The sequence below is a fragment of the Halococcus agarilyticus genome (assembly GCF_000334895.1).
Classification (GTDB): Archaea; Halobacteriota; Halobacteria; order Halobacteriales; family Halococcaceae; genus Halococcus; species Halococcus agarilyticus.
Window position 1 is genome coordinate 39,733 of sequence record NZ_BAFM01000008.1, and the last position, 22,916, is coordinate 62,648.

Here is a 22,916-nt window from a genome sequence, read left to right on the forward strand (position 1 = left end):
TGCCCGCCAGCACCCGCCGCCCGCGGGCGAGATAGCGGGAACCGCTCAGGCCTCGGTGAACGCGACGCACCGACAGACGCTCGATTCGCCGCCACGGAACCGCCACGGGAAGGTTCCGATCTGCACCCGTTCGTTCAGGAGCTCCTCGGGGACCTCGGCGTTCTCGACGTGGACGATCCCCTCGGGGAACAGTTCGGTGTGCATCAGCTGGTAGCCCTCCGGCGGGAAGATCTCGTCGAGATCGTCGACGTCGAGGTGGTCCGCGGCCTCGTCGGCGAGTTCGGGGCGCACGTCCCGGACGACAGTGTTCATCGGGTGGTCGGCGCTCCCGCAGTCGAGGATCAGGTAGTTGAGCCCCTTCTCCTTGCACCAGTCGGCGAACTCCGCGTTCGGGCCGGGATGCTTGCAGAAGAACTTGTGCGGGTCGGCGTCCTCGCGGTGCCAGCCGTGTTTCTGGTAGCCGGTATGGACGAAGAGGATGTCACCCTCGCGAACGTCGACGGCGTCCTCGATCATCTCGCTGGTGTAGACGTCGTAGTCCCCGACTTCGTCGGAGATGTCCGCGACGACCGCCTCGCCGACGAGTTCGTCGAGCGGCATGCTCTCGATGTCCCGGCCGCTCGCGTCGAAGTGTTTCTCGCCGTCGAGATGAGTCCCGGTGTGGTTCATGAACTCGATCTTCTGGCCGTTGACCTTCTCGGTGTCGAGGCTCTTCTCGTACCACACCTTCGGTTGTCGTAGGTCGGCCACGCCGGCGTGTGCTCACACCACGGCTGGGTCAGGTCGTGCATCTCGTAGCCGTCTAGCATACGCTCTCTCCGTTCTCGCCCCTCGTATAAAAAACCGAGCCGTCCGTGAGGGAGTCCTGCTCGACTACTGATACGCGATGTTGAGTTCGAGTTCGTTCGTCGCACCGAGCAGGAGCGAGGGGATCCGCTCGTCGAGTCGCTCGCCCTCCATCCGGTGGATCGGGCCGGAGATGCTCAGCCCGCCGAGCACCCCGCCGTCGGGTCCCGTCACCGGCGCACCGATGGCGCGAAGCCCCTCGATGATCCCCTGATCGTTGACGCTGTACCCCCGTTCACGGGTCGCTCGAAGCTCGCGTTCTAAGGCCTCGCGCGTCGAGAGCGTCTTCCCGGTGACGGACGGGAGACCGTGGCGATCGACGATCCGATCGACGGCCTCGGGAGGCAGTTCGGCGAGGATCGCGAGCCCGGCCGCGCTCGCGTGGATCGGGACGCGCTTGCCGGGATGGGTGTCAGCCTCGACCGCGTGGCGACCCGAGTGCTGGTGGACGTAGACGGCCCGTCCGTGTTCTTCGGCCATGAACTGGACCCGTTCGTCGACCTCGTCGGCGAGTTCGACCACCTTCTCCTTCGCGAGGCGATACTCGGGCCGATACCGCCGGGTGAACTCCCCGAGGTCGAGGAATCGGAGCCCGAGGTGGAACCCGTCGTCGCGCTCGACCACGTACTCCCGGTCCTCCAGCGTTCGGAGGTGGCGGTGGGCCGTGCTCTTGCTCACGTCGAGTTCGGTCGCGACAGTGGACGGCGTCGCCACCCCGTGCTCGCGCAGGAACTCCACTACGTCGAGCGTCCGCCCGACCGCGCCGATCGTTTTGCCATCCGTCGTCATGTGTGGGAGTGTGTCCCGGAACCCACCTAAACGTTCCGCATCGTGGGACGAATATCGAACATGGCATACCCGTTCAAGACGCGCTTCTTCCAGCTTCGACGTGATATCGGGCACTAGAGGACGTTCCATGATACGGAACAGAGTGTGAGCGAGATAGAACCCTCGTAGTCCCGTGATCTGTATCGAGATCGACGATCTCGTGGTTCCCGTCGATCGCCGGTGTAGCGTGGCAGAGGCACACGTTCGTCTACCAAACAGTTCGTGTGCTGCCACGGAGAACTATCAAAGTGTTCCGCCATGTGGAACAAGTCGTGATGAGTGTTTGCGCGTGACATGAGAATCACGACGACAGACGACACCTCGCGAAACCCGCACTGGAGAAACGGAACGAACGATAGCGAACCAGAAGCAGCCGCGCACCGTGCGTTCTCGTCGGTCGTGACTGGATCGACGAAGCCGGAGAACACCTTCCGATGGACGATCTCTGTAGAAAGTCCGTTCTACAGGACGGAACCAGAACGAGCGGAAGAACCGGGATCGTGCCTGATCCGGGCCCTGCGACAGAGTCTACTTGTGTCACGACTGCTCCCACCTCATGAGATCGACTCATCGCATATCGTCACGATACGGAGAGCGTAACAACACTACTGCTGTTATCGAACCGTGATCCGGACGCTGAGCATCGGCTTCGGTTCGCCAGGCGGTAGCACTCCCTGGCTCGGTCCGATCGAGACCGTCGTAGGGGGACGAGCGTCAGGGGTACGTCGCTCGGATCCCGATGATCCGCGCCGCCTGGGTCACGATCTCGGGAACCTCCTCGCGGTACCACTCGCCGTTCATGCGCGTCGTCGGCCCGGAGACGCTGACCGCCGCCAGCACCTCGTCGTCGCCGAGGACCGGCGCACCTACCGCCCGCATCCCGATCAGCCGTTCCTCGTCGTTGAACGCGTACCCCCGCTCACGGATCGTCTCGAACTCCGCTTCGAGCTCGTCCCAGTCGGTGAGCGTTCGATCCGTTCGCTCGCCGAGATCGAGTCGCTCGCGGAGATCGGCCAGTTCGTCCGTCGGGAGGTGGGCGAGGTAGGACTTGCCGACCGCGGTGGCGTGGAGATCGACGGTCGCACCGATGTGTGAGTCGGTTCGGACCCCACCTTCGGCCTTCGTCTGATAGATGTAGACCCCCTGCCCTTGCTCCTCGACCATCAGCTGGGCTCGCTCGCCGACCGCACTCACGAGCTCGTCCATCTCGGGCTTGGCGATCTCGTAGAGGTTCCACCGCTTCCGTGCGGCGTTGCCGAGGTCGAGGAATCCCAGGCCGAGGTAGTAGGTGCCCTCGTCCTTCACGACGTATCCCGACTCCCGCAGCGTCTGGAGGTGATTGTGCACCGTGCTCTTCGATCGGCCGGTCTCCGCCGCCAGGGTCGTGATGGTCGCTCCGTCGTGATCCCGAAGCAGTTCGGCGATGGAGAACGACGTTTCGGTAGCGCCGATTCGCTTCTTCGTAGCGGCCGATTCCTCGGTCATGGTTCCTCATGAACCTACGGGCGTAATAGCTCTTGTCGTTTCGTTCCCCACGAGCGAACCGTATTTCCCCTGGACCGAACCGAGCTACGTCGTCTCGATCCGAAGTGCGGTCGTCACCTCGCGCACGGGCCGCGAGTCGATGGTCGCGATCGCGTTCGTCGCCCGCTCGACGTCACTCTCGCCGAGTCCATGTGCGAGCAGCTCGCGCTGTCGCGCCCGCAGCGTCGACTCGTCGATCGGATCGCGATGATCGCCTCTGGGGAACGAACGTTCTCCAGAGAGCTCGGTGCCGTCCGCGAGTCCGATGGTCGCGGCCGCACCCCACGCTTCGGGGAACGCCTCGTCGAAGCGCTCCGCCCGCACGAGACGCACACGCTCGGCGAGTTTCTGTACCTCGGAATCCGCGATGGCGGTCGGCGAGAAATGCTCCAGCCGGAGGTCGCCGCTCGCGAGGTAGCGCGCGAGGACGTACGGCGTGGAGAACTTCGCGGCCGTGAAGCTCTCCGGGGCGGGGTTCGCCATGTCGGTCGCGTTGGCGAACGTCTCGATCTCGATCGACTCCACGGTTTCGGGATCGACTCTGTTCTCCGAGCTGTTCGCCTCGATGGCCTCGCGCAGCGCGTCGAGCGGCGGGTGGGTGTACCGACAGGACGGGTACGGCTTGAAGTAGTTCCGGGTGATCTCCCACCGTTCGCCGAGCGACGCGAACCCCTCCGCGAACTCGCCTTCGGGGAGCAACGACTCGAACGGGTCGTACACGACACCGATCGCGCTCGCCGAGCCGGTCAGCCCGGCGAGGGCGGTCCGTGCGGCGCTCACACCGGCCTGAGCCGACAAGCCCGCGGTGAAGTTCCGGGCGGGCGGGCCCTCCTCGTAGGGGTCGTGCATCGAGACCACCGCGAGATTCGCCGCGATCCGGAACGTCTCGCGGAGTTCGTCCATACTTGCGCCGAAACACTGCGCGGCCGTCAGCGCCGGGCCGACTGTGGTCCACGCCGCGTGGGGATCGCGGAGCAGCCACGGCGTCGCGTCGTTGAGTCGGTCCTTCATCGCGAAGATCGCACGTTCGAGCCGAACACAGATCTCGTACGAGCGGGCACAGGCGTCGACGAACGTCGCGCCACTCACGTCGGCCGCCTCCGCCGCGGCGAGGCCGCCAGCGACGATCCCGCTCCCGACGTGACCGCCCGTGTCGTGGCCCTCGTCGGTCTCCTGAGCGATCGCCGCCGCTCCGTTGCAAAGTGCGGCGGCCTCGGGCGTCGTGGTTTGGGCGGTCCCGAGGACGGACGCCTGGCCGTCGCCGAACTCGGCGTTCGCCCCGACCGCACTGACGCCGGGGGCCGTGGAGCCGGCCACGATCGCACAGAGCACGTCGCCGACGGTCGTCGCGGCGTGAGCGTGGACGTCGTCGGGGATCGGTTCGTCGAGGAACTCGTGGACGTGCGCTTCCCACTCGCGCACGGCGTGTTCGGTGTTGTCGGTCATGATGTCGGCAGTTTTCAGCGGTGGTTGGATACCGGTCGCGACGGACAGCGGCGTCCGGATCGGTTCCGCGAGCGAGCGCCCACGGATCCGCCGGCCGGTCGCGGACGGCGACAGCTCATCGCTCCGGATGCTCGCCGCCGCGGACCATCGCACAGAGCACCCGTGGCGGTGCGGGGTCGCGGGCCGCCGTCCAGAGCCGGTCGGTTCGCTCGCTGCCGATCGCTGGAGCGACCAGCGACGCGAACTTCGTGCGTAGCTCCGCCGGCTCGAACGGGTCGGCCTCGCCGCCGCGCGCGTGTCGTACCTCGGCGCTGGCCTCGGTGCCGTCGGCGAGCGTCACCGTCACGCGGGCCCCGCGCTCGTCGGGCGCTCGCGCGTCGATCTCCTCGTCGACCCGGACCGCCACGCGCTCGGCGAGCGCGAGCGTCTCCGGGGCGACGGCGTCGTTCGTGAACGTCTCGGCATCGGTCGAGCCGGTGCGGAGCGCGGTCGCGACCGCGAACGGCACCGAGAACTTCGCCGCGAGCGCGTTTCGGGGGTGAGGATCGTCGAGCTTCGCGGCCGCAGCGTACGTCTCGACGACCACCGCCTCTACCTCCTCGGCCGCCGGCTCCCCGTCGATCCCGTCGAGCGCGTCGAGCGGCGCGTGGGTGTACCGACAGGCGGCGTGGGTCTTGAAATACCCCTCCGAGAGCGTCCACCGATCGCCGAGGTCGGCGGCGAGGTGCTCGCGAGCGACGCCCGCCGCGCTAGCTGGCGCGAGGTGGGCGGCGATCCCGTCGTCGAGCCCCGAAAAGCCTGCCTGCGCCTGATCCGCCGCGATCAGCGAAGCGAGGTTGCTCATCCCTGCGTAGGAGTTCCTGACCGTGGCCCCCGCCGTCGCGGCCGCGAAGCGGGTGTGCTGGGCGTAGTTGGCGGCGATCGCGAGCGCCGTCCGGGTCGTCGCCGCGTCGTAATCCCGGAGCCGGGAAACGGCGGCAGCACCCCCGACCACCCCCCAGACGCCGTGTGGATGATACCCCTCGGCGAGCGGCTGGACCGCCTCGGCGACCCTGACGGCGGTCTCGTAGCCCGCCACGAAAGCAGTGAGAAACGCCTCGCGGTCGGCGTAGCGCGTTTCGGCCTCGGCGAGGAGCGCGGGGAGCACGTGGATCGCCGGGTGGCCCGCGGCGAACCGATGCCCCTCGTCGAGTTCCAGAACGGTGCCGCTCGTCGCGTTGAGGAAGGCCGCACGGTGTCGGCTCGCTCGTCCGGAATCGGCGGCGAGGACCGTCGCGTCACCGGTGTCGTCCGACCGCTCGCGCCAGGCCTCGCGGAGACCCGCTACTGCGTCGTCGCTCGCGCCGCCGATCATCACGCCGAGGGTGTCGGCGACCACGAGCCCGACGCGATCCTCGACCGACGGCGGGACGTCCTCGCTATCGAGCTCCGCGACCCACGCCGCGAGGCGGCGGGTATGGTCGTCGTCGGTCGTTCCGTCTTCGGCCGTTCCACCCCCCGTTGCCCCGTCGTTCGGCCGAGTGCGTTCGGCGTGCCGAGCGTCGTCGCTCACGATCACACCCCGAGGTACGCCTCGACGACGCCCTCGTCGTCGAGCAGCTCGTCGCCGGTGCCGTCGAGCGTGATCCGGCCGTTCTCCATCACGTAGCCCCGGTCGGCGAGTTCGAGCGTCTGCTGGACGTTCTGTTCGATGATCAATACTGTGAGCCCCGAGTCGTGGATCTCGGCGATCGTCCCGAACATGTCCGCGACGAGCTGCGGGGCGAGGCCGGTCGAAGGTTCGTCGAGCACGAGGAGGTCCGGCGCACCGACCAGAGCGCGTGCGAGCGTCAGCATCTGCTGTTCGCCCCCGCTCATCGTCCCGGCGCGCTGATCGGCGCGCTCTTCGAGCCGCGGGAACAGGTCGAACGCCTCGTCGATCGCCGACTCCCGCTCGGCCTTCGCGTCGTCGGTCTGGGCCCCGAGGAGGAGGTTCTCCCGAACGCTCAGCCCCGTAAAGAGGTCGCGATCCTCGGGAACCTGGACGATCCCGCGCTCGACGATCTCGTGTGGGTCCTCGCCGCCGATCTCGTCACCACGGTACCGGATCGAGCCGCCCATCGGCTCGACGATCCCCGCGATCGCGCGCGTCGTGGTCGTCTTGCCCGCGCCGTTCGAGCCGACGAGCGCGACGATCTCGCCCTCATCGACGGTCAAGTCGACGCCGTGGAGCACCTCGATCCCGTCGTAGCCCGCTCGGAGGTCGTCGATCTCAAGCATCGCCATCGTTCTCACCTCCCGCCTGCTCCCCGTCGGTGGTCGTGGCATCGTCCGTCGCTCCGTCGTCGCCGTCGGCGTCGACGTCGCCGCCGATGTACGCCTCGATGACCCGTTCGTCGTTCGCGACCGTTTCGGGTGTGTCGAACGCGATCGCCTCGCCGTTGTCGAGCACCGCCACCCGGTCGCTGACGCCCATGATGGCCTCCATGTCGTGTTCGATGAGGAGGATGCTCGTCCCCGACTCCCGGATCTCGCGGAAGAGATCGAGCATCCGCTGGGTTTCGGTCGGCGTCAGCCCGGCCATGATCTCGTCGAGCAGCAGGATCGACGGCTCCGTGGCGAGCGTCCGCGCGAGTTCGAGGCGCTTCTGGTCGCCGACCGTGAGATCGCCCGCGCTCTCCGCGGCGCGGTCGTCGAGCCCGACGAACGCGAGCTGTTCGCGCGCGACCTCCTCCGCGGGCCCCCGGCGGCGCGTGTGGATGTGGGCCCCGACGAGCACGTTTTCGAGCACCGAGAGCTCCTCCAGCGGGCGGGTGATCTGGAACGTGCGGGAGAGCCCGCTCCGCGCGACCCGATGGGCGGCCTCGCCCGTGATCTCCTCCTCGCCGAGATGGATCGTCCCCTCGGTCGGCGAGAACACGCCGCTGATGCAGTTGAACAGCGTCGTTTTTCCCGCGCCGTTCGGCCCGATCAGCCCCACGATCTCCCCGCGGCGGACGTCGAGGGAGACGTCTCGAAGCGCGACCAGGCCGTCGAACGTCTTCGTGACGTCGGTCGCCTGGAGGAGGACGTCGTCCCCGTGATCGGTCGTCGTCGATGCGTCCGTGTCGGTCGTTTCGCTGGGTGTGTCGGTCGACATCAGTCGTCCTCCTGGGTGTCGGCGTCCGGATTCGTTTCGGGTGGCTCCGGCGTCTCGGTCGTTTCGGCGGCCGTTCCGGTCTCGGCGGTCGTTCCCGTCCCGTCGCGGCGCGATCGATCGCGGAAGGCGGCCACGCGCCGCCTCGCCATCGCCGGCCACTCCACGACGCCCTTCGGGCTGTAGATCACGATCACCACGAGGAAGATCCCGTAGATGATCCGGTCGAGACCGCTGACGTCGCTGAACGTGGTCCGGGCGATCTCGCTGATCGGCGTGACGACGAACGAGCCGACGATCGGCCCGATGAGCGTTCCCGGACCCCCGACGACAGCGGGCAACAACAACTCGACGTTGAGGAAGAGCGCGAACACCGTCGAGGGGCGGATCGTGTTGAAGTACATGCTCCAGAACGCGCCGGCCCACGCAGTGAAGAAGGCGCTCACACAGACGCCGAGCATCTTGTAGCGGTAGGCGGGCACGCCGAGGCTCGCCGCCGCCCGCTCGTCCTCCCGGATCGAGAAGAAGTACAGCCCGATCCACGAGCGCTTGATCGCCCAGGACACGACGGTAACGATCACGAGGAAGGCGAGGATGACGTAGTAGTACGGCAGGTCACTCTGGAACTGGAACGCCACGAGCCCGAACGTCTCGCCGTAGTCGCGCGGGAACGGCTTGAAGTAGCCGTTCGCGCCGTTGAGCTCCCCCGCGTTGACGACCAGAAATCGGAGGAGTTCGGCGAACGCGAGCGTCGCGAGGGCGAAGTAGTGGCCCTGGAGGTCGTACCGAAAGCAGAGGTGACCGACGCACAGCCCGTAGATCCCGGCGAGGACGCTCCCGACCAGCATGCCGATCCACGGGTTGATCGCCATGTCGACGGCGAGTGCCTGGGTCGCGTACGCGCCGATCCCGAAGAAGGCGGCGTGACCGAAGGAGAACTGGCCGGTGTACCCCGACATGATGTTCCACGCCTGGGCCGAGAACGCGAACACGAGGGTGAGGACGAGCACCTGGAGGCTGAGCGTCGCCGCGAGCTCCATCCCCATCACGTCGATCTCGATCACGTACGGAAGCACGGCGAGGAAGCCGAAGCCGACGATCGCCTTCACCACGGGGGCGTACCGCCGCTCGGAGAACGACGCGTAGCGCTGCCGGAACGAGTCGAGCGCGCTCACGACGACGACCCCCCGAACAGCCCCTCGGGTTTCAGCAGGAGGGTCGCGATGAACAGCAGGAAGATCAGTACCTGAGCCGTGGTGCCGGGGAGATAGTACGAACCGAACACCTCGACGAGCCCGATGAACAGCCCGCCGACGAACGCCCCGGTGAACGATCCGAGTCCGCCGAGAACGACGATCACGAAGGCGTTGATGAGGTACGTCTCACCGGTGAAGGGATCGAACCGCTGAAACAGCGCGATCGACCCGCCGGCGATCCCGGCGAGCGCGGCCCCGATCCCGAACGTGAGGTAGTTGATCCGAGGGACGTCGATCCCGACGTATCGCGCGCCGTCGCGGTTGTCGGCGGTGCCCCGGATCGCCCGGCCGAGGTCGGTGTACTGGAGGAACGCCCGGACCGCGAGCATCGCGGCCACCGCGATCAGCAGGGCGTAGAACTGGCCGAGCGGGACGAACACGCCGCCGAAGGTGAGCGTGCCGACGTCGAGCGGGATGTCCTTCGGGTTCGGCGAGAAGACGATCTCGATCGCGGACTGGAGGATGAACAGCACGCCGAGCGTCGCGATGAGCTGGTTCTGCTGGGGGGCCTCGATGATCGGCTCGATGATCGCGACGTGGACGAGGACCCCGAGGACGAACAGCACGACGACGGCGATCGGGAGGGCGAGGAACGGGTTGATCCCGAACGTCTCCGTCGACCACCAGACGGCGTACATCCCGACGACGAGGAAGACGCCGTGAGCGAAGTTGATGACGTCCATCACGCCGAAGATCATCGTCAGGCCGAGGGCGGTCAGCGCGTAGACGCCGCCGAGCAGGAGGCCGAACACGAGCAGCTGGGCGAGGATCGGTTCGAGCGCGAGCAGATCCGCGACGAAGTTCGCGAACGGATCGACGAACCGATCGACGATCCCCGTCTGTGCGGGCGGTTGCGCCGAAGCGAGTCCAGACAGTAGGGTCGAAGCGAGTGTCGGTGTCGTGGGCATGGAGTGTAATCGGGCTGTGAGGCGAGCACGACCGCGCGAGGGCGAGATCGCGTGAGTCGCGAGAGCCGTGCAGGTCGGTTCGCGGGTCGGTTCAGTTCGACGAGCTTTCGACGATCGGCTCCGCCCCCGCGAACTCCTCGGGGTAGACGACCTGGATCGTGCCGTCCTGGACCTGGTTGACCGCGGCGAGGGCGTTCTCGTTCTCGCCGTTGTCCTGGAACGTGATCGGGCCCATCGCGGCGATGTGGTCCTCGTAGGTGAGCGACTGGAGCGATTGGTTGATCGCCTCGCGCTCGGTGCTGCCGGCCTGCTCGATCGCCTCGATGATGACCTCGCCGGCGGTGTACGCCATCCCGACGCTCGCACTGAACGACCCCTCGTACGTGCTGTTGAACTGCTCGCGCACCTCCTGGGTCTTGTCGACCGTCGGGTTCAGCGCGTAGTTGTTGTCGAGGACACCGTTCGCGAACTCGCCGACGTCGCTGACGGCCGCGTCGTCGGTGAACGTCGCGCTCGCACACGCCGTCAGGTGGGGCGGCCGGTAGCTCTGATTTCGCATCGCGTCCACCAGCGTCACGCCGCCGGGGACGTACGTGGTCGCGATCACCGTGTCGGGATCGGCCTGTTTGAGCTTCGAGACCTGCGTGTTCGCGCTGGAGGCCCCGAGCTCGAGCGCGGTCTCCGTGACCACCTCGACGCCGTTTTCGGGGAGGAAGCTCTTCAGGTTCTCCTGGATCGACTGGCCGTAGCTGTTGTTGACGTAGAACAGCCCGGCGGTGCCGATCTCCCCGCCGTTCTGGCGGATGACCTCGGGAACGAGGTCCGCGTAGTTCTTCGCCATCTCCCGCGCCGGGGGCTGTGGCCGGTAGACGTAGTTGAATCCACGTCCACGAAGGATGTCGGTGGCGGCTGCGACCGAGATCACGAACGGGGTCTGTCGGCGTTCGGCGACCTGCGTCGCCGCCGTCGTCACCGGCGAGGCGAAACAGCCCGAGACGACCTTCGCCCCTTCGTCGATGAGCTCCTGGGTCACCTGGCCGCCGAGCTCCTGTTGGCCCTGGTTGTCGCCCTCCAGCACGCGCACCTGTGCGCCGCCGAGCGATTCGATCCCGCCCGCCTCGTTCTTCCGTTTGGCGGCGAGTTTGATCGCGTTGTGCATCCCGACGCCCGTCGACGCGAGCGATCCCGAGAGCGGGTGGTTCGAGCCGATGAGGACCTCCTCGGCGCTGCCGCCGGCGGAGCCGCTCGTCGTCCCACCTTCGCTTTCGTTCCCGCCACCACCGGTGGCCTCTTCACCACTCGCCGTCCCCTCGCTGCCGGTCGTTTCCTCGCCACCGTCGTCGCCGGTGGTCGCCTGTCCACCGCCGTCGCCGCCACCGCCGCTGCCGTTCTCCCCGCCGCCACCCGCGTCGTCGCTGGAGCAGCCGGCGAGGCCCGCCAACCCCGCGACGCCGGCCGCGCCAGCGTATTTGATGAACCGTCGTCTGTCCGCCGATGCCGGGGGCTTGTTACTTCTGCGCATGCTACACGCCCCTCTTTCGGGCCATCACATAAAACACTTACATTCGATCTTCGACCGATAGTGTCTCGAAAGAAGAAAGAACGCCGAGCCGATCGGTCAGTCCGCGTCGAGCGATCGGCGTGCGTGGAGCCCAGCGAGACGCCCGAGACCGAGCGCCGTGGTCAGTCCGTTCCCGCTGAGATACCCACCAGGCCCGTGGCCGCTGATCCCGACCGCACAGCCGCCGCCGGCGTACAGCCCCGCGACCGGCGAGCCGTCCTCGCGGAGCACTCTCCCATGTCCGTCCACGACGAGCCCGCCCTGGGTGTGGAACAGCGCGCCGGTGACCTCGGCTCCGTAAAAGGGTGGCGAGAGGGTGTGGACGCCGTCGGTTCGATCGGTTTCGTCGGGCTCGTCCGCCGCGACCGCCTCGTTGTACCGCTCGACCGTCGCCGCCGTGGCGTCGGGATCGCAACCGAGATGGTCGGCCAGGGCCTCGACCGACTCGGCTTCGTGGTACGCTCCCAGCGACACGGCCTCGTCGAAGTCGTCGAACTCGCCCTTTAGACGGTCGAAGATGCGCTCGTCGAAGACCTCGTAGGCGACGTTGTCGGGCTGGCGGAGCACGTCGACTGCGAACGCCGAGTAGCCCGCCGACTCGTCGCCGAACCGTTCGCCCGCCCTGTTCACCACGATCCCGCCGTTCATGACCACGGCGTACGTCGAGAGTGCTCCGGTCTGGTAGGCAACGGTCGCGTGACCCTGGTAGGCGTCCATACAGGCAAGATCGCCGCCGAGCTCGGCCCCCCACCGGATCCCGTCGCCCGTGTTGCCGTCGGCCCCGAAGTAGAGCGCCTCCTCGATCTCCGCACACCACTCGGTGACCATCCGCTTGTTGCCGGCGAACCCGTCGGTCGCGAGGATCACGCGCTCGGCCTCGATGGCCTCCTCGCGGCGCTCACCAGCCACGACGCCCGCGACGCCCGTGGCCCCATCGTCGGCGACGAGTTTCGTGACGGGTGCGTTCGTCAGGAGTTCGACGTTCTCGGTCGCCTCGATCCGGGCTTCGAGTTCCGCGACGAGGTTCTCACCGTTGCGGCCGGGCGGAGCGTGCATCCGGTACTCCGAGTGTTTGGGGTACTTGAAGTCGTCCACGAGCGAGAGCGAGACGTCCCACTCGTCGACGAGCCAGTGGACGAGGTCCGCGCTCTCGGCACAGAGGTGCGTCACCATCGACTCGTCGGCCTCGCCGTCGTTCTTCGCGAGGATGTCGGCGGCCATATCCTCTGGCGTGTCCTCGATCCCCACCTCGGTCTGGTGGCGCGTCCCCGCTGCGGGGATCATCCCGGTCGAAAGCGACGTGTTCCCGCCGACCGCGTCGGTCTTTTCGAGGACCGTCACTTGGAGATCGGACTCGCAGGCCGCGAGCGCCGCGACCAGCCCCGTCCCGCCGCCGCCAGCGATCAGTACGTTGGTGCCCACGTCCCACTCGATATCGCTCGCGGGAACGGTTTCGGTACGGTCGTCTCGCAGCGTCGGCTGCCCCGACTCGCTCATACCTCACGCTCGGAACGCACGTGCCTAAAGCTACCGCACGGCGAGACAGCACGGCCGAAGGAGATAGGTCGTTGCGGTGCGAACAGGCGGAAGTCATGAGCGACACACCAGCCCCGCGTCCCGTCGTCGAGGCGTTCTTCGATCGAATGGCCGACGATCGCCGACGGACCGTCGCCGAGCTGTTCGTTCCCGACCCGACGATCACGCTGCCCGGCGTGACGTTCACCGGCGAGAACGCCGTCGAGGAGTTCCTCGATCACCTCGCCCCACGCTACGAGCGGGCGACCAGGACGTTCGACCGCTGGATCGAGTCGGGGTCCACAGTCGTGAGCATCGGGACGCTCTCGGGCGTCGACAACCGTAGCGAGGCGTTCGAAGGAGTTCGCTACGTCGATGTCTACGAGGTCGTGGACGGCGGTATCGAGCGCCTCGACATCTGGAACGACCTCCTCGTGGCGGGGGTCGTCGATTCGTGAGCGACCGTATCGGGGTGCTGCTCTCGCTCCGCGACGACCTCGATCTCGTCCGACGGGCCGAGCGGTTGGGCTACGAGAGCGTCTGGGCCGCCGAGGGCCAGGGTCGGACCGCCTTCGGCAAGCTCGAACGGTGGGCGACCGCGACCGATCGGATCGGCCTCGCGACCGGGATCGTGAACGTCTACTCGCGCACGCCTGCGGCGCTCGCCCAGGCGGCGGCGACGCTCGACGCCCATTCGGGGGGTCGGGCGATCCTCGGTCTCGGCGTCGCCCACCCCGGCGTCGTCGAGGGGTTTCACGGTACTGAGTTCGATCGCCCGCTCGCAAGAATGGCCGAATATGTGGAACTCGTCCGACGCTACCTCCGCGGCGACGCCGATGGCTTCGACGGCGAGTTCTACTCCCCGGACCGGACGCGGTTCTGGGACGCCTTCGAGCCGGCGCGCGCGGAGATTCCGATCTACAACGCGGCACTCGGCGAGGGCAACGTCACGCTCACCGGCGAGTACGCCGATGGCTGGCTCCCGAACCTCTACCCCCGACCGCGCTTCGAGACGGCGACCGAGTGGCTGGCGCGCGGTGCCGATCGGGCGGGACGGGACGTCGAGGGGATCGACGTCGCGATGTACGTCCTCGCGAGCGTCGACGACGACCCCGCGAGAGCGCGCCGCGCCGCGGCCGAACACGTCGCCTACTACCTCCGGGAGATCCCGGGGTACTACGGCCGGGTCGCCGAAGAGGCCGGCTTCGCGGACGAGGTCGCGGCGATTCGAGCGGCGGACTCGGACGCGGCGGCCGCCGAGGCGGTGAGCGACGAGTTCCTCGATCTCGTCGCGGTGACGGGAACGCCCGACGAGGCGCGAGCGGGGCTGGCGACGATCCGCGAGATGGGTGTCGATCTGCCGATCGTGCGTGCGCCCGCCGGCGTCGAGGACGAGGCCGTCCGTCGGGTGCTCGAAACGTTCGCTCCCGATCGGTCGCCAGGGGAAAGCACGACGTGACGAAGGCTTATGTCGATCGGCGAGAAAGCGACTCGTGATCCGTTCGCATGACCGAGCACATCTGGGACGACCTGCTGACCGAACGGGATCGGCGGGTCATCGAGAAAGCCGGCTACGACGAGGCCGGCGCGTCGAGCTGGGACTCCCGCGGGCTGGGGACCGATCCGCTGGTTCTCGTCATCGACGTCCAGCGGCTCGTCGTCGGGGAGGACGAACCCATCCTCGACGCGATCGAAGAGTATCGAACGGCGATGGGCGAGATCGCGTGGAACGCGATCGGGGAGATCGAACCGTTCCTCGATTTCGCCCGCGAAAACGACCTCCCGGTCGCGTACACCCGGGTCGTGCCGTCGAGCTACGACGACCCCGATCACGAGGACCTGGATATCGTCGAGCCGGTCGCCCCCGAACCGGGCGAGACCGTGATCGACAAGACCTACGCGAGCGCCTTCTACGGCACGGACCTGCTCTCGCGGCTCGTCCGTGGCGGCCACGATTCTGTCATCATCGTCGGCAACTCCACGAGTGGGTGCGTGCGCGCGACGAGCATCGACGCCCAGCAGAACGGGTTCGACGTAATCTTGCCCCAGGAGTGTCTGTTCGACCGGATCGAGGCCTCCCACAAGGTCGCGCTGCTCGACCTGTGGATGAAGTACGCCGAGGTGCTGGAGCGAGACGAAGTCGAGACGTACGTCGAGGAGATCGCCGAATGAGCACGCAATCCGTCCCTCCAAAACCCACCCGACCACAGCCATGACACACGACCTCGTCGTTTCGAACGGCACCGTCGTCTCGCCGGAACAGGGAACCTTCGACGCCGACGTCGCCGCCGATGGCGACGCGATCGCCGCGGTCGCCACTCCGGGATCGCTCTCCGGCGAGCGCGAGATCGACGCCAGCGGCAAGCACGTTCTGCCTGGGGCCATCGACCCCCACACCCACCACGGCATCTATCGCGGCCTCGAAGCCGACGCCGAGACCGAATCGCGCTCCGGCCTCGTCGGCGGCGTGACCACCATCGGGAACTACTTCCGTCGTCCCGACTCCTACCGCGAGATCATGGACGAGTACTTCGCGGCAGCGGAAGACAACTACTACCACGATTACTTCTTCTCGCTCGGCCTGCTTTCCTACGATCACATCGAGGAGATCCCCTACATCGTCGACGAGCTGGGGATCACCTCGTTCAAGTGGTACATGAACTACAAGTACGTCGCGCCGGAGAAGTTCGGCGTCGACTGCGAGATGCGCGACGACTGGGGCGACGCGTTCATCCAGGCGCTCGCCGAGCAGGAGGTTTCGACGACGCTCGGCCACCACTCCGAGAACGTCGAGATCACCAGCGCGCGCGGCGACAACCCCTATCTCGACGTCGAGACCGACGAAGAGGGGGAGTACCGCGACTACGACGCGCTCGTCGAGCAGTTCCCCGGCTACGCCGAGGCCCAGAGCATGACCGCGAGCGGGTCGCTGGCCCGCCAGCACGGCTACGACGACGACTTCTACGCGGTTCACATCTCCTCGGGTCAGACGGCCGACGAGCTGGCGATGTTGCACGACGCGGGCTGGAACATTACTGGTGAAACGTGTACGCACTACCTCGCGCTCACGAGCGATGAATGCGACGAGCGCCACAACGTCAACCCGCCCGTACGCTCGAAGGAAGACCAGGAAACCCTCTGGGAGCGAGTCGCCGACGGCACCATCTCGTGTATCGGCACCGATCACTGTGCCAACCTCGCGGAAGACAAGATCGGCGAGGACGTCCCCGACAGTCTTCCGGGGTTTCCGTCGACCGCGACGATGCTCCCGCTCGTGCTCTCGGCAGGCGTCCACGAGGACCGCATCTCGCTGGAGCGAGCCGTCGAGGTCACGGCGACCGACACGGCGAAAGCGTTCGACCTTTACCCGAAGAAGGGCTCGATCAGAACAGGGACCGACGCCGACCTGACGATCGTCGACCTCGACGAGACGAAGACGGTGACGCCGGAGCTGCTCCAGAGCGCGGCGGATTACTCGCCGTACGAGGGTCGCGAGGTGACCGGCTGGCCGACCCACACGGTCGTCCGCGGCGAGGTCGCCTACGAGAACGGCGAGGTCGTCGGCGAACAGGGTCGGGGAACACACATCGACCGACCGATCGCGGCGGACTGATCACCGATCGGTGACGCCGATTCACAGTATCAGTCCGTTTCCCATCGAACAGCGCAACTCATCGACACGACACATGGATGCGAACACGAACGACACCGACGACATGACGGGAACAGGTTCGGACACCGACACGGACGCTACGGGTTCCGGAGACACCACGGACGGCACGCTCGCCGACGGACAGGGCCCGCTCGACGGGCTCGTGGTCGTCGAGGCGGGGTCGATGATCGCCGCCGGCCAGGTCGGGCGGCTGCTCGCCGACTTCGGCGCGACGGTCATCAAGATCGAACGCCCCGGGGCGGGCGACCACCTGCGTCGCTTCGGCCCACAGAAAGAGGGCACCGGCCTCTGGTGGAAGTACCTCGGGCGCAACAAACACTCCGTGACGCTCGACCTCTCGGCGGACGCGGGACGGGCCGTCTTCGAGGACCTCGTCGGCGAGGCTGACGTCCTCGTCGAGAACTTTCGGCCGGGGACGCTCGAAAAGTGGGGGCTCGCGCCGGATGGGTTGCTGGAGCGAAACCCCGATCTCGTGGCGCTGCGCATCTCGGGGTTCGGCCAGACCGGCCCGTACGCCGAGCGGCCCGGGTTCGGCACGCTCGCCGAGTCGATGAGCGGGTTCGCCTACCTCAACGGGTTCCCCGACCGACCGCCGTTGTTGCCCCCTACTGGGCTCGCCGACGGCGTCGCGGCGATGTTCTCGACGTTCTCGATCATGTTCGCGCTGTGGCACCGCGAGATGCACGACGGCGGCGGTCAGGTGATCGACACCAGCCTGATCGAACCCATCTTCTCGCTGCTCGGCCCACAGCCCCTGCGATACCAGCAGCGCGACGAGATCGAGGCGCGCTCGGGCAACCGCTCGACCTCCTCCGCGCCGCGGAACGTCTATCGGACTCGTGACGAGCGGTACGTCGCCATCTCGGCGTCGACCCAGCCGACCGCGATGCGGATCTTCGACGCGATCGGGCGGCCCGACCTCAAGGACGACCCCCGGTTCGAGACGAACGAACGCCGGCTCGCGAACGTCGACGAACTCGACGCGGTCATTCAGGACTGGATGGCCGAGCACAGCCGCGAGGAGGTGCTCGCGACCTTCGACGAGACCGGTGCGACCGTCGCACCCGTGTTCAACGTCGCGGACATCGCCGACGACGAGCACTACCGCGCGCGAGAGGCGCTCGTCGAGGTCGACGACGCGGAACTCGGCACAGGATTAGTCCAGAACGCGGTGCCGAAGTTCGGCGAGACGCCGGGCACCGTCGACCACCTCGGCCCCGAACTCGGGGCGCACAACGACGCCGTGTACGGCGAACTCCTCGATTACGACGCGTCGCTCCGCGAGAAGCTCGCCGAGGAGGGGGTGATCTGATGGATCGCGGGCCGCTCTCGGTGCCCAACGAGGTGTCGGTGGTCGAGATGCTCCCCCGCGACGGGTTCCAGCGGCTCGACGAGTTCGTCCCCACCGATCGGAAAGTCGAGATCGTCGATCGGCTGAGTTCGACTGGTGTCGACGAAATCGAGGTCACGTCGTTCACCCATCCGAAGGCGGTGCCGACGCTACGGGACGCCGACGAGGTGGCTGCACGGATCGACCGCCGCGAGGACGTGACCTACCGCGCGCTCGTGCCAAACACGGTGGGGATGGAGCGCGCGGTCGACGCCGGGATGGACAAGGTGAACGCCCTGGTGACGGTGAGCGAGAGCTACAGCCGGAAGAACCAGAACATGACCGTCGAGGAGAGCCTCGCCGGGGTCGAGTCGATCGTCGAGATCGCCCACGACGCCGACATTGAGGTCGAGGCCGGGATCGGGACGAGCTTCTACTGCCCTTACGAGGGCCGGATTCCAATGGAGCGCACCCTCGCGGTCGTCGAGCGGGTCGTCGAGGCCGGCGTCGACGAGGTGACGCTCGCGACGACGATGGGGCTCGCGGACCCCGCCCAGATCGCCGCGACGTTCAGGGCGGTGTTCGAGCGCTGGCCCGATCTCGACTGCGGGCTCCACCTCCACGACACCAACGGGATGAGCCTCGCGAACACGCTCGTCGCGATGCAGTGCGGCGTCGACCGCTTCGACGCGTCGGTCTGCGGCCTCGGCGGCGGCGTCGTGCTCCCCGAGGGAATGGCGGGGGTCGGCAACACGCCGACCGAGGACCTCCTTCACATGCTCACCAGAATGGACGTCGACGTGGCTGCCGATTTCGAGGACGTGGCCGAGGCGGCCGGAACCGTCGCCGAACAGCTCGATCTCGGCGCGACGAGCCACGTCCTGATGGGTGGGACGGAGGAACAGGTGTTGGCGACCGTCGCCGACGACCGACCGCAGGACTGACAACCGCGCGTGACCAACCACGAAACGAGACCGACGCAGCACGATACACTATCATGACCGGCAAGACAATCGCCGAGAAGATCCTCTCGGAGAAGGCCGACACGGACGTTCGAGCGGGCGAGTACGTCGAGGCGGAGATCGACGTGGCGATGGCCCACGACATCACCGGGCCGCTCGCGTTCGAGACGTTCGACGACGTCACTCCCGACGACGCCGAGCTGTTCGCACCAGAGCGGACGGTGTTCACCATCGACCATCACGCCCCCGCCGACGGCGTCGAGGCGGCGAACAACCACAACGCAGTCCGGGAGTTCGCCGCCGAGCACGGCGCACACCAGTTCGACGTCGGCGACGGCATCTGTCACGCCGTCCTCGTCGAGGAGGGGTTCGTCCGTCCCGGCGATCTCGTCATCGGAGCTGACTCCCACTCGACGACCTACGGCGGAGTCGGCGCGTTCGGCACCGGCGTGGGGTCGACCGATCTCGGCACCGCGCTCGCGACGGGCGACCTCTGGTTTCGCGTTCCGGAGACGAAGCGCTTCGAGGTGCACGGTGATCTTCCAACTGGTGTCTACGCCAAAGACCTCATCCTGAAGTTCATCGGCGACGTCGGCTTCGACGGCTGCACGTACCAGGCCGCCGAGTACGGCGGCGGCGCGATCGAGTCGCTCCCGATCCACGAGCGGCTGGTCCTCACGAACATGGCGATCGAGATGGGCGGCAAGACCGGGTTCGTCGAACCCGACGAGCGGACCGCCGCGTACCTCGAACGCCAGGCGGATATCGAATACGATCCCGACGGAACAACGTCGCCCGACGAGGATGCGGCGTACGAGTCCGTCCACACCTACCGGGCGACCGACCTCGCACCCCAGGTGTCGAAACCTGCGAACCCCGAGAACGCGGTCGACGTCGGCGCAGTCGAGGGAACGACAGTAGATCAACTGTTCGTCGGGACCTGCACGAACGGGCGCTACGAGGACATCAAGCTGGTCGCCGACGTTCTGGAGGGGGAGGAACTCGCGCCGAACGTCCGAATGGTGGTCGTCCCCGCCTCGGGCTCGGTGTACCGACGGATGCTGGAGACGGGTGTCTTCGAGACGCTCGTCGACGCCGGCGCGATCGTCCAGAACGCCGGCTGTGGGCCGTGTGCGGGCTACCACCAGGGCGTCCTCGGCGACGGCGACGTCTGCCTTGCAACCGCGAACCGGAACTTCCCCGGCCGCGAGGGATCGATGGATAGCGACGTCTACCTCGCGTCGCCAGCCACCGTCGGCGTCTCGGCGCTGTACGGCGAGATCACCGACCCCCGCCGTGGCGATCCCCAGCGATACGACGACGTGATTCTGGCCGAGGAGGCATCCTCATGACGACCGACCGCGATCGGGGCCGAGCGTGGACGTTCGGCGACGACATCGACACCGATCAGATCACGCCCTCGCGGTTCATCGTCTCCAGTGATCCGGACGAACTCGCCGAGCACGCGTTCGAGGACCTCCGCCCGGCGTTCGCGGCGGAGGTCTCGGCGGGCGATTACGTCGTCGCGGGCCACAACTTCGGCTCCGGTTCGTCGCGCGAACACGCCCCGCTCTCGCTCGTCGGCGCGGGCGTCGCGGGGATCGTCGCGCAGTCGTTCGCACGGATCTTCTTCCGGAACGCGCTCAACCTCGGGCTCCCGGTCGTGATCTGCCCGGCCGCCGACCGGATCGACGACGGCGACGACGTCAGCATCGACCTCGACGAGGGCTCCGTTCGCAACCACACGACCGACGAAACCTACGACGCCGAGTCGCTCCCCGAGTTCCTCCAGTCCCTGGTCGACGAGGGTGGGCTGAAACCGTACACGAAGACGAAACTCGGCACGGAGTAGTGCGTCGCAAAGCAACGAACGATCGTCCGTTCGTAGCCGCGAGATTACAACTAACTGCACGAATTGATTCAGTGCGATCGGTGATGACGTTTCACGCTCGTCCAGGTGCGTCGGCGGTCGATGCGTCGGTTGCTGCCGGTGACGTCGGTTGCTACGGATCGCTTGGCTCGTCCATCTCGGTCTCGGACAGCCGGATGCCCTTGCCGGCGAGGTGGCGGAGCTGCTGGCGGACGAAGTCCTCCTCGCGCGTGCCCCGGGTCGCGAGGACGTACATCCGGGAGTTGCCCGCCGGGCGCATCGTCCGGCCGGCGCGCTGGGACGCCTGACGGCGCGACCCACCCAGTCCGGAGGCCACGATGGCGACCTCGGCGTTCGGCAGGTCGATCCCCTCGTCGCCGACCCGCGAGACGATCAGGCGAGTCCGTTCGCCACGCCGGAACTCGTCGAACAGCCGCTCGCGCTCGGCGTGGCGGGTTTCGCCACTGATGAACGGCACGTCGAGCGCTTCGGCGTACTCACTTCCCTGATCGAGCCAGTCGACGAACACGAGTGCCTTCGCGTCGGGATGGTCGTCGAGCAAGGAGCGGACGGCGTCGAGCTTTGCTGAGTTCGTCCCGGCGACCTGCCGACGTTCGTGACCTTCGGCGCTCGCGTACGCCTCGCGGTCGATCTCGCTCCCCCACGGTACGTACCGGAGTTCGACCTCGGGCTCGGCGACGAACCCCGCCTCGAACAGCTTCGCCCAGTCGGTCCCGATCGGCGGACCGATGAGGGTGAATATTTCTGATTCTTTGTCGTCCTCTCGGACGGGTGTTGCCGACAATCCGAGTCGTCGCTTGGCCTGGAGATCCGCGCTCCGGCGGAAGATCCGGCTAGGAATGTGATGAACTTCGTCGTAGACGATCAGTCCCCACCGGCGCTCGTCGAAGAGTTTGCGATGGCGATCCATCCCGGCCGTTCGGTAGGTGGCGATCGTCACCGGACGGATCGACTTCTCGCCGCCGTGGTACTCGCCGACCTGGTCCGGGTCGAGATCGGTGTGGGTGAGCAGTTGGTCGCGCCACTGGCCCGCGAGTTCGCGGCTCGGTGCGAGCACGAGAGTCTCGCCGCCGACGTCAGCGAGTGCGGCGATCGCGGCGATCGTCTTTCCGCTGCCCGGTGGCCCGACCAGCACGCCCGCACCCGAGTCGAGGAACTGCTCGACCCACTCGCGCTGATACTCTCGAAGATCGAGTCCGAGATCGACGTCGAGTGCCGCACCGCGTTCGAGATCGCGCTGGTCCTGGACCGGGTAGCCCGCGTCGTAGAGCGTCCGCTTGATCTCGCTCTCGCTTCCTTCGACCACCCAGCTCTCGGTGTCGGTGATCGGCGCGTGGAGGTGATCGTCGTCGAGATGCTGACGGGCGACGTTGCCCATCAGCGACGGGTTTGCGGCTTCGAGCACGGTGTACCCGTCGGGATGGGTTGTCAGCGCGAACTGTCGGGCGCGATCCCACTGGCTCGTGATCCACTCCTCCAAGTCGGGCGCGCGCTCCGGAAGCACGTCGCGGATCGTGCCGATGAACTCGTCGAGATGGTCCTGTGGCGACCACCAGACGTCCTCCTCGCGGATCTCGTAGATGTACGCCCCCTCACCCGACGAGTCGACGAGGTGGGCGAACTGGGTGAGCTGGGCGCGGGTGAACTGCTCCGGATGTTCGACCACGATCTCCCGACGCTCCGGGAAGACGACGACGTGCTCGCGGTCGACGAACGCGGCGAACTCGGCCGGATACCAGATCACGGGGTCGCCCTCCACGTCAGCACGCTCGATCCCGCCGGTTGCGGCCAGTTCGTCGAGCGCGTCGCTCGCCTCGGCGTGCGACCAGTCGCGTTCGCGGGCGATCTGCCCCGCCGTCGCGACGGGTCGACCGAGGTCTTCGAGCGCCGCCCGGAACTCCGCCGCCGTCATCGCCGGATCAGGATGGTCCTCCGTCGGTTCGGCGTCGATGTCCCGTATCGCCGGTTCGGTCTCCCCCTCGTTCTCTTCTGGCGAGCCGTCGTTCGCGTCGGTCACTGCTCGGAGGGAGGGCCACTGCGGACAAACGGTTTGCGTCTCGA

General features: G+C 67.3%; 20 protein-coding genes. 8 read left to right on the plus strand and 12 right to left on the minus strand.

Going from position 1 to position 22,916, the window contains the following annotated elements; translation table 11 throughout:
- Positions 1 to 45: 45 nt before the first annotated feature.
- The 11 genes from TX76_RS07955 to TX76_RS08005 all read right to left on the minus strand — a co-directional run bounded on the left by TX76_RS07955 (position 46) and on the right by TX76_RS08005 (position 12,981).
- Positions 46 to 750 (minus strand): cyclase family protein, encoded by a 705-nt coding sequence (locus TX76_RS07955; RefSeq protein WP_228842335.1) that lies wholly within the window; start codon positions 748 to 750, stop codon positions 46 to 48.
- Between the two features lie 123 nt (positions 751 to 873).
- Positions 874 to 1,635 (minus strand): IclR family transcriptional regulator, encoded by a 762-nt coding sequence (locus TX76_RS07960; RefSeq protein WP_049901325.1) that lies wholly within the window; start codon positions 1,633 to 1,635, stop codon positions 874 to 876.
- A 753-nt stretch (positions 1,636 to 2,388) separates the two neighbouring features.
- Complete coding sequence (locus TX76_RS07965) at positions 2,389 to 3,159, minus strand: IclR family transcriptional regulator (RefSeq protein WP_049901327.1); 771 nt, start codon at positions 3,157 to 3,159, stop codon at positions 2,389 to 2,391.
- An 84-nt stretch (positions 3,160 to 3,243) separates the two neighbouring features.
- A complete protein-coding gene (locus tag TX76_RS07970) occupies positions 3,244 to 4,644 on the minus strand; it encodes an MmgE/PrpD family protein (RefSeq protein WP_049901539.1) in 1,401 nt (466 codons plus the stop codon).
- Between the two features lie 115 nt (positions 4,645 to 4,759).
- The gene (locus TX76_RS07975; RefSeq protein ID WP_228842336.1) at positions 4,760 to 6,196 is read right to left on the minus strand and encodes an MmgE/PrpD family protein; all 1,437 of its coding nucleotides are present in this window, start codon (positions 6,194 to 6,196) and stop codon (positions 4,760 to 4,762) included.
- 2 nt (positions 6,197 to 6,198) lie between these two features.
- Positions 6,199 to 6,903: an ABC transporter ATP-binding protein gene (locus TX76_RS07980; RefSeq protein ID WP_049901541.1), complete on the minus strand. Its 705-nt coding sequence runs from the start codon at positions 6,901 to 6,903 to the stop codon at positions 6,199 to 6,201.
- Positions 6,896 to 7,762, minus strand: coding sequence for an ABC transporter ATP-binding protein (locus tag TX76_RS07985; RefSeq protein ID WP_049901329.1), 867 nt, complete (start codon positions 7,760 to 7,762; stop codon positions 6,896 to 6,898). The genes TX76_RS07980 and TX76_RS07985 overlap by 8 nt, the downstream gene beginning before the upstream one ends.
- On the minus strand, positions 7,762 to 8,934 hold the full coding sequence (locus TX76_RS07990) for a branched-chain amino acid ABC transporter permease (RefSeq protein ID WP_049901331.1): 1,173 nt from the start codon (positions 8,932 to 8,934) through the stop codon (positions 7,762 to 7,764). The genes TX76_RS07985 and TX76_RS07990 overlap by 1 nt, the downstream gene beginning before the upstream one ends.
- The gene (locus tag TX76_RS07995) at positions 8,931 to 9,923 is read right to left on the minus strand and encodes a branched-chain amino acid ABC transporter permease (RefSeq protein WP_049901332.1); all 993 of its coding nucleotides are present in this window, start codon (positions 9,921 to 9,923) and stop codon (positions 8,931 to 8,933) included. Before TX76_RS07995 ends, TX76_RS07990 begins: the two co-directional genes overlap by 4 nt.
- A gap of 91 nt (positions 9,924 to 10,014) precedes the next feature.
- Positions 10,015 to 11,445 (minus strand): ABC transporter substrate-binding protein, encoded by a 1,431-nt coding sequence (locus TX76_RS08000; protein ID WP_049901335.1) that lies wholly within the window; start codon positions 11,443 to 11,445, stop codon positions 10,015 to 10,017.
- A gap of 96 nt (positions 11,446 to 11,541) precedes the next feature.
- A complete protein-coding gene (locus tag TX76_RS08005) occupies positions 11,542 to 12,981 on the minus strand; it encodes an FAD-dependent oxidoreductase (RefSeq protein WP_049901337.1) in 1,440 nt (479 codons plus the stop codon).
- 95 nt (positions 12,982 to 13,076) lie between these two features.
- On the opposite strand from TX76_RS08005, the gene TX76_RS08010 reads away from it, so the two are divergent.
- From TX76_RS08010 to TX76_RS08045, 8 genes are all read left to right on the plus strand, one after another.
- Complete coding sequence (locus tag TX76_RS08010) at positions 13,077 to 13,457, plus strand: nuclear transport factor 2 family protein (RefSeq protein WP_049901339.1); 381 nt, start codon at positions 13,077 to 13,079, stop codon at positions 13,455 to 13,457.
- Positions 13,454 to 14,458 (plus strand): LLM class flavin-dependent oxidoreductase, encoded by a 1,005-nt coding sequence (locus TX76_RS08015; RefSeq protein WP_049901341.1) that lies wholly within the window; start codon positions 13,454 to 13,456, stop codon positions 14,456 to 14,458. The genes TX76_RS08010 and TX76_RS08015 overlap by 4 nt, the downstream gene beginning before the upstream one ends.
- A gap of 47 nt (positions 14,459 to 14,505) precedes the next feature.
- Entirely contained in the window at positions 14,506 to 15,171 is a 666-nt protein-coding gene (locus TX76_RS08020) for an isochorismatase family protein (RefSeq protein ID WP_049901344.1), read from the plus strand.
- Between the two features lie 40 nt (positions 15,172 to 15,211).
- Positions 15,212 to 16,612, plus strand: a complete 1,401-nt coding sequence (locus TX76_RS08025) for a dihydroorotase (RefSeq protein WP_049901346.1) — start codon at positions 15,212 to 15,214, stop codon at positions 16,610 to 16,612.
- 73 nt (positions 16,613 to 16,685) lie between these two features.
- Entirely contained in the window at positions 16,686 to 17,984 is a 1,299-nt protein-coding gene (locus tag TX76_RS08030; RefSeq protein ID WP_079890783.1) for a CaiB/BaiF CoA transferase family protein, read from the plus strand.
- Entirely contained in the window at positions 17,984 to 18,946 is a 963-nt protein-coding gene (locus TX76_RS08035; RefSeq protein WP_049901349.1) for a hydroxymethylglutaryl-CoA lyase, read from the plus strand. The genes TX76_RS08030 and TX76_RS08035 overlap by 1 nt, the downstream gene beginning before the upstream one ends.
- Before the next feature lie 53 nt (positions 18,947 to 18,999).
- Complete coding sequence (locus tag TX76_RS08040) at positions 19,000 to 20,316, plus strand: 3-isopropylmalate dehydratase large subunit (protein WP_049901351.1); 1,317 nt, start codon at positions 19,000 to 19,002, stop codon at positions 20,314 to 20,316.
- A complete protein-coding gene (locus tag TX76_RS08045; protein ID WP_049901353.1) occupies positions 20,313 to 20,816 on the plus strand; it encodes a 3-isopropylmalate dehydratase small subunit in 504 nt (167 codons plus the stop codon). The genes TX76_RS08040 and TX76_RS08045 overlap by 4 nt, the downstream gene beginning before the upstream one ends.
- Before the next feature lie 151 nt (positions 20,817 to 20,967).
- Here the strand turns inward: TX76_RS08045 and TX76_RS08050 are convergent, their stop codons facing one another.
- On the minus strand, positions 20,968 to 22,872 hold the full coding sequence (locus tag TX76_RS08050; protein ID WP_049901355.1) for a DEAD/DEAH box helicase family protein: 1,905 nt from the start codon (positions 22,870 to 22,872) through the stop codon (positions 20,968 to 20,970).
- Positions 22,873 to 22,916 lie beyond the last annotated feature (44 nt).

Excerpts from the sequence above, each read along its gene's own strand:
- TX76_RS08040 (WP_049901351.1), top strand. The coding sequence starts at position 19,000 with ATGACCGGCAAGACAATCGCCGAGAAGATCCTCTCGGAGAAGGCCGAC.
- TX76_RS08035 (WP_049901349.1), top strand. The coding sequence starts at position 17,984 with ATGGATCGCGGGCCGCTCTCGGTGCCCAACGAGGTGTCGGTGGTCGAG.
- TX76_RS07985 (WP_049901329.1), bottom strand. The coding sequence starts at position 7,762 with ATGTCGACCGACACACCCAGCGAAACGACCGACACGGACGCATCGACG.
- TX76_RS08025 (WP_049901346.1), top strand. The coding sequence starts at position 15,212 with ATGACACACGACCTCGTCGTTTCGAACGGCACCGTCGTCTCGCCGGAA.
- TX76_RS08010 (WP_049901339.1), top strand. The coding sequence starts at position 13,077 with ATGAGCGACACACCAGCCCCGCGTCCCGTCGTCGAGGCGTTCTTCGAT.
- TX76_RS07965 (WP_049901327.1), bottom strand. The coding sequence starts at position 3,159 with ATGACCGAGGAATCGGCCGCTACGAAGAAGCGAATCGGCGCTACCGAA.
- TX76_RS08045 (WP_049901353.1), top strand. The coding sequence starts at position 20,313 with ATGACGACCGACCGCGATCGGGGCCGAGCGTGGACGTTCGGCGACGAC.
- TX76_RS07980 (WP_049901541.1), bottom strand. The coding sequence starts at position 6,903 with ATGCTTGAGATCGACGACCTCCGAGCGGGCTACGACGGGATCGAGGTG.
- TX76_RS07970 (WP_049901539.1), bottom strand. The coding sequence starts at position 4,644 with ATGACCGACAACACCGAACACGCCGTGCGCGAGTGGGAAGCGCACGTC.
- TX76_RS07960 (WP_049901325.1), bottom strand. The coding sequence starts at position 1,635 with ATGACGACGGATGGCAAAACGATCGGCGCGGTCGGGCGGACGCTCGAC.
- TX76_RS08000 (WP_049901335.1), bottom strand. The coding sequence starts at position 11,445 with ATGCGCAGAAGTAACAAGCCCCCGGCATCGGCGGACAGACGACGGTTC.
- TX76_RS07995 (WP_049901332.1), bottom strand. The coding sequence starts at position 9,923 with ATGCCCACGACACCGACACTCGCTTCGACCCTACTGTCTGGACTCGCT.
- TX76_RS08020 (WP_049901344.1), top strand. The coding sequence starts at position 14,506 with ATGACCGAGCACATCTGGGACGACCTGCTGACCGAACGGGATCGGCGG.
- TX76_RS08030 (WP_079890783.1), top strand. The coding sequence starts at position 16,686 with ATGGATGCGAACACGAACGACACCGACGACATGACGGGAACAGGTTCG.
- TX76_RS08005 (WP_049901337.1), bottom strand. The coding sequence starts at position 12,981 with ATGAGCGAGTCGGGGCAGCCGACGCTGCGAGACGACCGTACCGAAACC.